Annotated in this window: 13 protein-coding genes; 4 read left to right on the top strand and 9 right to left on the bottom strand. The window is 48.0% G+C overall.

Annotated features, from left to right (window positions below; all coding sequences use genetic code 11):
* Window positions 1-2 precede the first annotated feature (2 nt).
* Window positions 3-161, bottom strand: a complete 159-nt coding sequence (locus IPK84_03315; protein ID QQS15374.1) for a hypothetical protein — start codon at window positions 159-161, stop codon at window positions 3-5.
* A 124-nt stretch (window positions 162-285) separates the two neighbouring features.
* On the opposite strand from IPK84_03315, the gene rpsT reads away from it, so the two are divergent.
* Window positions 286-558 (top strand): 30S ribosomal protein S20, encoded by a 273-nt coding sequence (rpsT, locus tag IPK84_03310; protein ID QQS15373.1) that lies wholly within the window; start codon window positions 286-288, stop codon window positions 556-558.
* A 101-nt stretch (window positions 559-659) separates the two neighbouring features.
* Here rpsT and IPK84_03305 read toward each other — a convergent pair whose 3' ends face one another.
* A complete protein-coding gene (locus tag IPK84_03305; GenBank protein ID QQS15372.1) occupies window positions 660-1,829 on the bottom strand; it encodes a hypothetical protein in 1,170 nt (389 codons plus the stop codon).
* Window positions 1,830-1,953: 124 nt separating this feature from the next.
* Between IPK84_03305 and IPK84_03300 the strand changes: the two genes are divergently transcribed.
* Both IPK84_03300 and IPK84_03295 read left to right on the top strand, forming a co-directional pair.
* Window positions 1,954-4,227, top strand: coding sequence for a glycosyltransferase family 39 protein (locus IPK84_03300; GenBank protein ID QQS15371.1), 2,274 nt, complete (start codon window positions 1,954-1,956; stop codon window positions 4,225-4,227).
* A gap of 8 nt (window positions 4,228-4,235) precedes the next feature.
* Window positions 4,236-5,717 (top strand): NAD(P)/FAD-dependent oxidoreductase, encoded by a 1,482-nt coding sequence (locus IPK84_03295; protein ID QQS15370.1) that lies wholly within the window; start codon window positions 4,236-4,238, stop codon window positions 5,715-5,717.
* Here IPK84_03295 and IPK84_03290 read toward each other — a convergent pair.
* The 5 genes from IPK84_03290 to polA form a co-directional block, all read right to left on the bottom strand.
* Window positions 5,714-5,953, bottom strand: a complete 240-nt coding sequence (locus IPK84_03290) for a transposase (GenBank protein QQS15369.1) — start codon at window positions 5,951-5,953, stop codon at window positions 5,714-5,716. The genes IPK84_03295 and IPK84_03290 overlap by 4 nt on opposite strands.
* A gap of 493 nt (window positions 5,954-6,446) precedes the next feature.
* The gene (locus tag IPK84_03285) at window positions 6,447-7,451 is read right to left on the bottom strand and encodes a hypothetical protein (protein ID QQS15368.1); all 1,005 of its coding nucleotides are present in this window, start codon (window positions 7,449-7,451) and stop codon (window positions 6,447-6,449) included.
* A 46-nt stretch (window positions 7,452-7,497) separates the two neighbouring features.
* Window positions 7,498-8,682 (bottom strand): DUF3048 domain-containing protein, encoded by a 1,185-nt coding sequence (locus IPK84_03280; GenBank protein ID QQS15367.1) that lies wholly within the window; start codon window positions 8,680-8,682, stop codon window positions 7,498-7,500.
* A gap of 113 nt (window positions 8,683-8,795) precedes the next feature.
* Entirely contained in the window at window positions 8,796-9,014 is a 219-nt protein-coding gene (locus IPK84_03275) for a DUF167 domain-containing protein (GenBank protein ID QQS15366.1), read from the bottom strand.
* A gap of 6 nt (window positions 9,015-9,020) precedes the next feature.
* The gene (gene polA / locus IPK84_03270) at window positions 9,021-11,744 is read right to left on the bottom strand and encodes a DNA polymerase I (GenBank protein ID QQS15365.1); all 2,724 of its coding nucleotides are present in this window, start codon (window positions 11,742-11,744) and stop codon (window positions 9,021-9,023) included.
* Window positions 11,745-11,827: 83 nt separating this feature from the next.
* Here polA and IPK84_03265 point away from each other — a divergent pair, with 83 nt between their 5' ends.
* The gene (locus tag IPK84_03265) at window positions 11,828-12,193 is read left to right on the top strand and encodes a hypothetical protein (GenBank protein ID QQS15364.1); all 366 of its coding nucleotides are present in this window, start codon (window positions 11,828-11,830) and stop codon (window positions 12,191-12,193) included.
* A gap of 175 nt (window positions 12,194-12,368) precedes the next feature.
* On the opposite strand, the gene IPK84_03260 is transcribed toward IPK84_03265, so the two are convergent.
* Together IPK84_03260 and tsaE are read right to left on the bottom strand one after the other, a co-directional pair.
* Window positions 12,369-12,635, bottom strand: a complete 267-nt coding sequence (locus tag IPK84_03260; protein QQS15363.1) for a hypothetical protein — start codon at window positions 12,633-12,635, stop codon at window positions 12,369-12,371.
* Window positions 12,590-13,048, bottom strand: a complete 459-nt coding sequence (gene tsaE, locus IPK84_03255; protein QQS15362.1) for a tRNA (adenosine(37)-N6)-threonylcarbamoyltransferase complex ATPase subunit type 1 TsaE — start codon at window positions 13,046-13,048, stop codon at window positions 12,590-12,592. Before tsaE ends, IPK84_03260 begins: the two co-directional genes overlap by 46 nt.
* Between the last annotated feature and the right edge of the window lie 67 nt (window positions 13,049-13,115).

The following is a 13,115-nucleotide window of genomic DNA, read 5'->3' as shown; positions in this document are numbered from 1 at the left end:
TCTCACTTAAATTGTTCTTCTTCACGTGCACATATCCTCAACAAGTTAATACTAGCAGAATTCATACATTCCAACAAACCCTTATAACCCACACCCCCCGTCTGCACCACCGCAGAATCATGACGCAGAGCAACAACATTTCCTTCCAGTAAAGCAATCATAATGCATCCAAAAGTGTCTTTACACTATCACAAAAGCCTTCCCCTTGCCAAAAAACAAATCGCATGGTAAAAAAGGAAAACGATTCACACCCTATGGGGGATGCTAATTTGTTTTTGAAAGCATATGCCGATTAAGGATTCCGCCAAGAAATACATGCGCGTCACCGCCAAGAAGACCGAGCGAAATAAAGTCGCCAAGGGTGTTTTCAAGAGCGCCATCAAGAAGACGCGCGAAGCGGTCAAAGCGAAAGACATCGAAACCGCACAAAAGGAGCTCAAACTCGCTATCAAGAGCCTCGACAAAGCAAGTGAAAAGAATATCATCAAGAAAAACACCGCCGCGCGCAAAAAGTCTCGCCTCAACGCGCTCGTGAAAAAAGCAGCTTTGGAAAAGTAACAAAAGCAACATCTGGACATCAGTGTTTGGTTATTAAAACTCCCCCGGTCATTTGGCTGAGGGAGTTTTGTTCTTACACTACGGTGAATAGGATTCATTCATCACGCACTTGCGAGTTGTTTGCGCATAGCAGCCATCGCGATAAGCAGGATTCCCATAGCAGCCATAGGAAGATAAAAGAACCGCTCGATATCAGAGGCAACAAGTATTGCTACACCAAATACAACCATTCTTCCCAGCACTGTCGGAATCTCTCGCAAGATAATGAACTCCGTGTCCTGATCTCCCTTCACTTTCCGGTAGATCATTGCAAAGTATGAAACCAAAAAGAGCGTCATAATGAACGATGAGGAGACCGTGATCAGATATGCCGGGAGCGGCGTCCCGATAAAGAACCGAGCACACCACACGAGCACCAAGAAAATAATGCTTACAAATAGAGTAGCCATGGTACTTTTCTGCTTGTTCACATACCGCCCGACAAATATAGTGAACAGAGCGCCTCCGAGAGATTCGAGAGATCCCACAACACCAGGTGTCGCAAGCGATCCAATAAGGAGGTACACAATAATTCCCCAGAGCCACTCCGATTCTTCCACGATATTGTCGAATCCCTCGAGAAAAAAGAGGAATTTTCGACGCCGAAGCATTGGCAACGTCTCAGAAAAACGAAGATCGATTCGTTCGTCATTTTCAAGCGCCCGCAATGGAAGAGACGACAGAAGAAGACCGAGAAACGCAACAATGAACGTTGCCCAGAATCCCAAGGAAACAACCAGAGCTGCCCCAAGAAGCGGTCCCACGAGACCAAATATTGTTGGGAGCGCAAAAAATACTGAGAAATCTTTGGCGATGGTCTCGCGATCCGTATGCCGCATGAACAACACATTGAGCGGCACATAGTAAACCATATTAGCAATACCACCCACTATAGCCGCTGTCCATACGGAGAGATGCGCGCCACTTCCAAAGAGCAACAGCCCGAGAAACAACATCTGTAACGGGTAGTACCACCGAATCGTCGTCACCATGCCCCACCTTCGGAGCATCGGCACCACAACAGTGAAAACAGCCATGAGCCCGACTCCGTGATAAACAACAAAGAACAAAATCGTCTCGCGAAGTGAATACCCGTTCGTCAGAAGAAATGCCGGCACGTACACACTTACAAACGAAAGTGCTACCGACCGAATCACATGCGCCGCCTGCACGCGATATATCATGCGACTGTTCAACATGGAAAAGAACTTTCCTGCAGATTCTCTCATCATAGCAACTCCATAATTTAGGCTGAAGGGGTCTCAACCGGTAAAATCCTACCATCTTGCTGCAAGACAGACAACTCAACAAAAATATACTTTCGCGCTATCATTGAGGCAATTTCTACTCCACTTCATGAGATATTTTCTCCGAAAAATCCCGCTGTTTTTCTTTGCGCTCTGGACACTCTGTGTCATGGCGGCGTATTTCTATTTCTATCGAACCTACGGACAATCCTATCTCGATGCTTTTCTTTTGTTTCTTTTCCTTGCAGCATTTTTCGCACCGCTTCTTTTCTTCGCCTCGCTCCCCTATCTCTTCCTCAGAAAAGAATTCCCGCCAATACACTGGATCCGTCGTCTGCCAAGTACGGTCTTTGTTCCCATCAAAAGCCTCATCATCGTTTTCTACGGCTGTACGGCGAGTTGGATACTTCTCATTTACCTTCTCAAACCCGACATTGGTATCTCGATAAACAGTACCATCTCTATTTTCCTCGTCACTCTCATCACGCTTGCCGGCTTTTCGATCGGAAGCCATCTCATCCGCCGAGTTCATGTTGAAACAACCGAACTTCTCGAACACTTCATTCTCTCGACACTCCTTGGTTTCGGCATACTCATGCTCATTGTTTACATTGCCGGCATGTTTGGATTTCTCTATGGGACATTCGCCTACGCGCTTGTTTTGGGCACACTCCTTGCTTTCCGAAAAGAATGGTTGACGCTCTTCTCCGATATTAGGAGAACATCGATTTCGTGGAATATCAAGCCATTTTTTACCCTAGACAACTTCGCAATCATTGCATCCTTCTTTCTCTTCGTTTTCGCAACAACCGGACTCCTCTCCCAATTCGCTGCCGGCTGGGACGAAATGCATACGTATCAAGCCTTCCCGCACGCCTACGCGGAAGCACACAAAATTGTCAATTTCAAGTATTGGTTCGCAAGCGGATTCCCACAAAATACCGAGATGCTCTTCACGCTCGCACACCTCCTGAGGGGCTTCACTCCCGCCGCAGGACTCAACACCGTTTTCTACTTTCTTCTCCCCGGAATTCTCATTCTTATCAAACGGTTTGTTTTTCCAAAGGCGAGTTCTCCCGTTATTGTCCTCTTATATATGCTCTCTGCGATTCCGTACCTCATGATCACTGTCGATCACAAGATTGACCTCGCCTTTTGGTGCTACACGCTTCTCGCCACACTCTATCTCCTGAAGTTCTTCCAAACACCGGAACGAAAAACCTTTCTCCTCTTCGCTATTCTTGCCGGAATAGCAAGTGGCACAAAATACAATTTCTTCTCCATAATTCTTCCAAGTTTTCTCGCTGTTCTTCTGCTCTTCCCAAGAAAATTCAGCTTGAAGAGAAGACTCGTCCACATCACGCTCCTCCTTACTGTTATCGCCATCTGTTTTTCGCCATGGGCAGTGAAAAACATCATCTTCTCCGGCAACCCTGTCGAACCTGCGCTCGGCAACCTGCTCTCCCGCAACGACACCTTCTTCAAGCAAATCGGAAGGAGTTATTCGAAACACCTGCAGGAGCAAACTTCCGATTCTTATATCTTCACGGAAAATCAAGAAAACAAAGGCTGGTTATTTCTCCTTGAATCCCCATTTCGTTTCACATTTGATTACGACAAGAAAAATCAGAATGATATCACAAACATCGGTCCTCTATTCCTTCTCTTTCTCCCTATACTCTTTTTCTGTTCAACAAAGAAAGATGACATTTCAACAAAACCGTTCAGAAAAATTCTCGGCACCATTATCATTCTTCAGGGAATCTCCTGGGCAATATCAAGCAATCTCAATTCATGGTACGCCATGTCAATGCTATTGCTTACCCTCCTCTATTTCGGAGATATTCTCTCAAGAAAGCAGTTTGACGTCATAAAAATTCCACTGTTTTTTTCCATCATAGCTCTTTCTCTTGCGGTTGCCGTCGTTCGTTTTGATAATGTTTTCAGAAATGGAACTCTCTTTGTAAGGGAAGATTCCGGGAAATACAACCTGTACAGTACAGCCGATTTCCTCAATAAAAACAACTCCAATGGCATTATATGGGATTCCATTGGCCCGTCACTCAACTACTATGTAAAAAATCCAGAGTCAATCGTGACATATGATTATTGTTTGCACTTGTTCCACTTTCTTCAAAATAAAAACCAAGGCGCTCTACTCGCAGAAAAGTTAAAGTCTCTCGAAGTTTCATATTTTATCTTCAAAGAAGGCGACCTAAGACAATGGCTTGATTCTGCCAGGTACGCAAAGGATACTTCTCCAAAGACTTCCGCCCTCTTCCGGGAAAGCATAGAAAACTACCTCGATTTCAGAGAAAAATATCTTACCGAAATATTCCGAAGTGGAGATATTGCCGTATACACCTACCGAAACTCCCCATAAAAACACGGATGAAAAAATCAACTGAGACTCCAAAGAGAGAGGTAGTTATTATAGGTGCGGGTCCGGCCGGACTCACTGCCGGATACGAACTCACACAGCGCGGATTCAAAGTTACTATCCTCGAATCGGACCGTGTTATTGGTGGCATCTCGAGAACCGTCCGGCACAATGGGTTCCGTTTTGATATTGGCGGACATCGCTTCTTTAGCAAAAACCAAGACATAGAAGCGTGGTGGAAAAAAATGCTTGGAGATGAATTCCTTGATCGTCCCCGCCTTTCCCGATGGTTTTACCGGGGAAATTTCTTTCATTATCCCATCCAACTCATTGACATTCTTAAAACTTTTGGGGTAAGGGAATCTCTTCACATATTCTTGAGCTATATCCGAACGAAACTGTTTCCAATAAGACCGGGGTACACGCTCGCCGATTGGTGTATCAATAACTTTGGAGCGCGCCTGGCAAAGCCATTCTTTCTCGATTACAACCGAAAACTCTGGGGAATTCACCCATCAAAACTCAGCAAGGATTTCGCTTTCCAGAGAATACGGGGGATTTCCTTTTTCAGCGTCTTAAAAGACCGGCTCAAGAAACTCTTCAAACCGGGAGATACTTCCATAAAATCACTTATCAAGACCTTCAGATATCCAAAGTATGGTCCCGGACAAATGTGGGAAACGGTTGCAAAAAAAATTCAAAATTCCGGAGGACATATACTCACACAGCACATTGTCACACAAATACATCATCGAGACGGAAAAATTCTTTCTATTTCTACGCAAACACCTTCCGGGAGAAAAGAGTTCCTTGCGGACTTCGTACTTTCGACCATGCCCCTCAAAGAACTTGTGACCTCTCTTTCTCCTGCGCCGCCGCAGAATATTCTTTGCGCTGCAAATGAGCTTTCCTTTCGCGATTTCATCACTGTTTCCCTAATGATAGATGGAAGAATTCCGCTACAAGACACGTGGATATACACCCACGAAGAGAGCATGCAATCCATTCGAGTCCAATTCTTCCACAATTGGAGTCCCTTCATGGTTCCGAATAAGAATTCATCATGCGTAGGATTCGAATTCACCTGTTCTCTGGGAGACCCCCTTTGGAAAGCAAACGATAAGGATTTGGTTGACTTAGCAAAGTCATACTTACAGAAACTTTGCGGAGACTATTCCAAATCCGTGTTTGACGCAAAAGTAATCCGGATGAAAAACGTATATCCTGTCTACACGCTTGGGTACAAAGAAAAAGTTGAGAAAATAAAGGGATGCCTCTTATCAACATTTAAAGACTATTCGCTCCAGCCGATTGGAAGAGGAGGTCTTCATAAATACAACAACTCAGATCATTCCATGATGACCGCTTTCCTTGCCGTAAAGAATATTCTCGGTGAGGGAAATTACGACCAATGGAACGTCAACTCCGATGCAGAGTACCATGAGATAGCCAATTTAAAAACTTCAAAAAAGATCCCAAAAGAAGGTAATTAGTGCGAAACATAACCAAAATAGACGCGAATAAACGGTTTGAAAAGATTCTTGTTCCGGTGAGTGATTGTAAAGGAATTATAGCGATTGAAGGTGTCCGTGTAGTAGACTGATCCCTTTCTGGTTCTCTTTCGGATGATTTCCATCAGCTCTTCGGCACTCACATGCTCCACCACCCTCGTATAGACTCGTCCATCGCACTCCAAGAGGCCGAAAACGATACTCTCACCTTGGCGCATCTTCCTCGTTTTCCCTTCCGTCTGCCCCCGAAATACGATTCGTCCATTTCAATCTCCCCGGACAGCCTACCTCCTTCCAGTTCAGCGACATGATAGAGCATCTCTCGAAGTCATTGATAGGTGCGCGTGATACCCTGATACTCCACGTCCAGGTCATGTGCCAGGCAGTGCGCGGGTTGTTGCAAATAGAATCCTCTCAGGATCGCAATCTCCCATTTCAAGCGCTGCAGGCTTTTCTGCCTCAAACACTGTCCGCATTTCACATAGCCTCTCCAAGTTCTCGACAGTTTGAAAGAACCACAGGGAACACTCTTTCTCCCTCTCTCAAAATTGGTTGCACAACTAAAAATGTTTGCTTGTCGTTTTACCATAAGGATATGGTATATCCGAATGGTTACGAAATGCACTAATTGCCTAACAAGTTTCTCCTGATTAAAACGAGACCGATAAAGATTCTTCTATCGCATCACCACACTAGCACGCAAATGCACGTTTATCGCATTCCCATCACGAAAGCAAGCAAGGCTCCCTCCGGGTCGCGATCGCCAGACTTTGCCTCACGATCCAGACGCGCAAGGAGCGAAAATGATTTCTCAAGCGCGCTCAATGAGAATTGCGAGGCGATGTGGAAACATTTCCCCGCAGCAAACGGGTGCATACCGAGAAGCTTTGCCGTATCCGAAGCATTTCGAATCTGCCCGTCCGTAAGAGCACCTTTCGTGCGAACAATATTGCGCAATTGCCACGCGCACATACCGAGAAGCCCGAGCGATTCGCCTCCCTCTGCCAACCTGGAAAAGAGCAACGCCGCATCCCTTCTCTTCCCTGAGAAGAGTAAATCAAGCGCCTGAAAAACCGTTTCTTCATTCGCCGCTTTTGGAGAGAGTGCGTGAACATCAACCTCTCGCACCATGTCTTTCGTCCGATATGCGGCGAGCTTCTTCACTTCCGTATCAAGCTGGAACATATTCGTATTCGGTTTCCCTCCCGAACGTTTCGGCGCTTCCCGGCAAATATCAATGAGCGCTTTTTTCGCCGAAAGCTCCATACCGCTTGCTCCGGCGCGTTTCACCGATTCATCCAACCAACGCAACAACATGGGCTCGCCAAGCGCTTCAAATTCCTGCGTCTTTATCTCTTTCTTCGAGAGCGTCTTCCAGAGCTTCTCCACTTTCTTTGGTTGGCCATTTTGACACAAAAGAAGTATCCGATTTTCATCAGCGGAGAGCTCAGTACTATTCACATCGAGAAATTCCGCGAGCTCGCGTCGCATCTCAATCGGCGCCTCGAAGATACCGCTCGCGATCACGAATTTCTTGGACACAAAAAGTCCCCTTTGCGAAAGACACTCGGCAAGAGCCCCTACCTCCGCCCCATCGGAAAAATCAAATTCGAAAAAACCCGTCGAACCCGGGTTTTTTTCAAAGAACGTATTTTTCAGAGCAAGTCGTTTCTCTTTCAACCGAAACGCATCCTCACCGAAAAAGAAAAGGATCATACATATATCACCCCCGCACGGGCGGGAATGACGAGACAGAATTTTTCTACACACCCGGTTCCCATTTGATACCTTGCCCGGGCTCCATTACATCCACCCATATCTGACCGGGCACAAAGAGAACTTCTTTCCCGGACTCATCGAGAAAGGTCAGCTTACTGTCCAAACTCTTCTTGTCCTTCTTCCACGTCCCCTTATACTCCTTGCCATTGAAATAGTAGAATGCGTCACCGCTGTCTTTGGTATCAAACCACGGATCACCCATGTTAATGTTGTTGTATCGTCCAATACCACCATAGTCGAGACCGTCTTGTTCGTCTTTTGGCACAAGATCCCATGGATTCTGAACACCGCGGGCAACATAATCGGTCGCAAGCTTTATTTGCTCCGACTCAGCAATAAGAACCGCGATATTCTTTGGCGCAATACGCTCTCCGTTATTCTTGTCCGTATCGGGCGATTTGTCCCAAATGCGAAGATACGAGTTCGTACTACGATCATAGTCGTAGGAAACGTCATACGGATTCGGGAAAGCAAGGCGCAAATGCCCGCCCGTTGGACGATTCTCAAATGGCGCCTCCTCCTGGTGTGGATACCCCGAGAACTCTCCGGTCGTTCGATAGCCATACTTTGCAATCGCTTGCTCTATAGCGTCCCGGGTAATATGCCCCGTATCCTCGTATTTCATGATACCGGTCTGCGTCCACCGCGGACAAAACGATGTGGTCAAACAATTGATATTGTCTATCACCTTCTGAGAGAGAAGCGTTTCGGCGAATTTGGAATACCCCCAATGCACGAAGATAGCATCGAGACTCTTGGCAAGTGGCAAATAGTCATGCCGCGCACTTCGCATAGAACCGATGTCTTCTGGAATATCGCAGAGGTACACTCCCATAAGACGTGTATTCGCCCCCGTGAAAACTGGCATTTCAAACACCATATCCGCACTGGAGAATCCGGCTGCCGGGCGCGCCGATACATCCGCCGGCTGCATCACAGCAACCGGTCGACGATCCCAGTGCTCGCAGGCGATACCAGTGATCGGACTCACCGGTCCCGTGTTTTTCATTGGCTCCGGTTCATCGTTCATGACCGACTTCCCATTTTCGATTTCTATCGCCTGCCGCGGCTCGCGCGAAGCAAATGGCCAAACCTCAAAATAATATGCGATACCCGCTGCAATCGCCACAATGACTGCCAACACACTTAGTTTTTTTCCAAGAGACATAGAGAAATATATGGAAGAAGTTAGAACGTCTTCACTGTATCATAAAATCAGAAGCGGAAAAACCGCGCACCCCCTCTACAGACTCCCAAAGAAACAATCAATAACCTCATTTTCTACTCGATGTTGAAACATTTCATCCGCGACACTCCGCCGGAACGCAAGACAACCCTCGCCGGCGACACGTTGAAAAAGTCGGCAAGCAATCTCACGATCCTTGTATTCGCCTTTCCTTTTTCGGGAACCGCCTTCACGCCAACGCGAAAATGCGCATCGTCGATCCGCTCAACATACTCCGCCTTCACATTTGTTTTCACAGCAACGAAAACTTTCATACCACTCTATATCTCACCCCAATTCTTCCCAACCGATACATCAACCACAAGCGGAACACGGAGCGTGTAGACTGATTCCATCACGCCTTTTATTTCGTGAGCGAAAACCGGCGCAACGGATTCTTCAACGTCGAATATAAGCTCATCATGGATCTGCAGGAGAAGCGTTGCCTTCCCAGAAAATCGTTCGCGAATAAACGAATCAACCGCGATCATAGAGAGTTTTACGATATCCGCCTCAAGCCCCTGCACCGGCATATTGATCGCCATGCGTTCCGCTGAGGCGACAACCTGATGATTGTCACTTTCAATCTCAGGCAAAAATCTCCGCCTCCCTAATTCCGTCTCGACATATCCTTTCTCCAGTGCGAATTTTCTCATCGAATCCATAAAAGCGCGAATGCCCGAGAAGTGTTCGAGGTAGTCTTCGATGAATTTCCCCGCCTCATCCCGCGTCATGCCCGCAGACTGCGAAAGTCCATAGGCTCCCATTCCATAGATAATACCGAAATTAAACGCTTTCGCCTTGCGGCGCATGTCATCCGTCACGCTTTCGGGAGGCGCATTGTAAACAAGCGATGCCGTACGTCGGTGTATATCTTCTCCGCGTCGAAAAGCCGCGCACATCTCCGCATCATCCGAAAGATGCGCCGCCACACGAAGTTCGATCTGGGAATAGTCCGCCCCGACCAAGAGCTTTCCCGGCGACGCCACAAACGCGCTTCGAATCCGCTCGCCCCACTCGCTTCGAATGGGAATGTTTTGCAGATTCGGATCGGTCGACGAGAGCCGCCCCGTTGCCGCCGTCGCTTGCCCGAAGGTCGTATGCACGCGGCTCTCCGTGTCCACCAGCCGCGGCAAAACATCAAGATAGGTGCTCTTCAATTTTGTCCGCTCGCGATACTGCTCGACCAAGGCAACGATCGGATACTCGTCTTTCAGTTTCTCAAGTTCGGAGGAAGCAGTTGAAACGCCCGTCTTTGTCCGTTTGAGATTTGCCGTCGGGATCTCAAGTTCAGCAAACAACACTTCGGAGAGCTGCTTCGGCGAACCAACATTGAATTCCCGACCGGCAAGCACGAATATCTCTTTCTGAATGGCATCGATCTCTTTTTCCATTTCTTCCGAAAGCGAGATGAGAATGGAACTGTTCAGCCGAATGCCGGCTCGCTCCATCCCGCGAAGTATAGCGATGAGCGGCATCTCCACATTCGAGAAAATATCGAGAATCGTTCTTCCGGATGCCTGCTCCTTCGCTATCTCTTGAAGTTTCTCCGAGAGCTTCTCTTGAAGTACCTGAATCCGCATGGCGGATTCGGCATCGAACGACTCGGCACTGTCCACATATTCCATCATAAGCGCCGAGAGCGACACTGTCCCACCGGCATTCAAGAGATATCCCGCCAAGAGACAGTCAAAATCAATGGAGCGAAGTTCTATTCCGACCGTCTCGAGCATCTTCATCGCCGTCTTCGCGTCATAGGTTGTTTTCAAAATATTGCTCTCGAAGAACAGTTTGAAAGATCTCCGGTTGTCGGCATCAAAAACAATGCGTGCACTCCCAGATTCGCGTTCTTTGAAAAAAGCGATATCGCAAGTAAATGCGGATGTCTGAAAAAGCGTTCCCTTCTCGGGCAGTATCAGAAACACGATGCGATCAGCCGATGCGCACTGTTCAAAAAAAAGTTCTTGATCCTTACGCTTTGTGAGAACATTCCCAGTCGCCTTTGATTTTTCTCCGCCATCATCTGATAACCCGGAATCACTTGCTGGAATTTTTTTCACCAAACTGAAAAATCCCATTTCTCGAAAAAAACCTTCGACCACCTTCCGATCGAAGTCGCGGAGACGACACGATTCAAGATCAAGTGAAACCGGCGCATCGGTATCGATCGTACCAAGCTCACGCGAGAGAAATGCCGACTCGCGCCCCGCCTCGAGTTTCACCCGCAAAGAAGGAGAAAGGTCTCGGAGATGCTCATAAACGGACTCCAATGTTCCATATTTCTTCAAGAGGTCAGTCGCTCCCTTTTCACCGATGCCACGCACCCCGGGAATATTGTCCGACGTATCGCCGCGAAGTCCTTTGAATTCGATCAGTGTCTTCGGCTGAAAACCATACTTTGCCACAACGCCCGTTTCATCATACAGCACCGTGTCTTTCACTCCCTTTCGAAGCGCAAAAACACTCACACGGTCAGACACCAGTTGCAAAGCATCATTGTCGCCTGTCACAATAATCGTTCGAACCAACGGGCGCTGCTGTTTTGCCTGCCGCGCGAGCGTCCCCACACAATCGTCCGCTTCGAATCCTTCTTTTTCATAGATCGGGATATTGAAGGCTCTCACCAATTCCTTCACACGAGGAATCTGTCCGTAGAGTTCGTCCGGCGCTTTGACGCGCGTCGCTTTGTACTCGGTAAATTTCTCATGCCGAAAAGTCGGCCCGGCAAGATCGAACGACGCCGCAATATATTCCGGATGGAATTTCTCCAAGACGGAGAGTAGTGTCAGCGCGACACCATAGACCGCATTCACCAGTTCCCCCGACTTCGACGTCAAAGGCGGGAGCGCATGATACGCACGATGTATGAGCGCATTTCCATCGAGAATGACGAGTGTTGGCAGCGTCTCTTTCATACCGAAAGCATATCGCATTCCCCCGCCATTGGGAAGTCGGAAATACTCTGAAAATTCTCCGAGATAATCCTCGTCTACAAATCTTGACAAAGTACTCGGAAGGGGTATACTGTTCGCTTCAGAGGATGTTCTTTGGGATTCCTCTGAGCAGCTTAATAATTAAAAGTACCCCTATGGTACGAGTTTCCTTGCTTGCCGGGCCGTATGCCGGGCAAGTAGTAGAGGCGCCGTTCGGGCTCGTGACCCCGCAAGATATCTTGTGCGGAGTCGCCGGCTATCGCTATCCGTGGACGACGGACTATTCCGACGCAACGGATGACGAGCGGAACCTCTGGGAAAGCCAAGAGCTTTCCATGAAACTGGTGCGGGCACTCGTGTCCGGCGCAACGGTAGAGTTCCTCGGAAAGGAATATCGAAGCGACGGCATCAAAGGTGCCTTCGAGATAGCCTCTCGGATCGAGGAAGATATACTCGATACCGGCAAGGTTGCATATCTCGAATCCGAGACCGATGACCGCGTCACTCTCGGCGCACGCTAGAAGAAACACGGATACCGCACACGCAACGCCGTCGCGCGACCCATGATTTTTCTAGAAAAGGCTGCCCCTTACCTGGCAGCCTTTTTCAATACTTCGTTTTTATGAAATGAATGAAAAAACCCGGAACCTGTTTGGTCCGGGCGCATGTCTGCAATTCTTGAGTCGGGATTGGATTTCAATATTTTCCGTTGCATCCAATAGTATAGTCAGGTTCTCTGTCCAGATGATCATAAACTCCCGCGAAAAAGTTTGGGTCTCCTTCGCGGAGGACGTAGTCCACTGTCTTTGCAAGGCTTCCTTTGCCAAATTGAAATTCTTCGATATCAACCGACTCTGCCGAAGGCGGCGTTTCTTCAGTATCAACCGGCTCTGCCAGAGACGGCGCTTCTTTTGTGTTTATGAAACCAAGAGCCCTTTGTCCTGCATTTCGTTTTTTTGCCATTCTATTCTCCTTCCCGTTTTCTCTACGGTAAATGAAATGCGAGTTGCGGTTTCCGGCACGAGTCCCGGAACGCGCTCCGGCCACTCGAGCAATACTACACCATTCGGATCACTCGCCCACTCGGCAAATCCCTGCGCACGAAGATCCGCTTCGCCTATTCGATATGCGTCCACATGATAGATACGCTCGATGCCCTCCAGAGGAACCGCGAGGTCATATTGCTTCATGATGACGAACGTCGGACTCGTGAAGGGTCCTGTCGCGCCCATCTCCGCAAGAATCCCCTGCGAAAACGTCGTCTTCCCCGCACCGAGCTCGCCCGAAAGCGCGACGACTCCCGGACAAATCCCCCGAGCAAAACTCGCCCCTAGTTTCCGCAACTCTTCCGCTGATTGTGTGTGAAAAATCGGCATAAAAATTCCTCTTCAACCGTACCGGCCAAAGAGGAAAACGTCAAACGAAAATACTGGGCGAGATTGA

The sequence above is a fragment of the Candidatus Moraniibacteriota bacterium genome (genome assembly GCA_016699875.1).
Classification (GTDB): domain Bacteria; phylum Patescibacteriota; class Minisyncoccia; order Moranbacterales; family UBA1568.
This window is presented reverse-complemented; position numbering and strand designations above follow the sequence as displayed.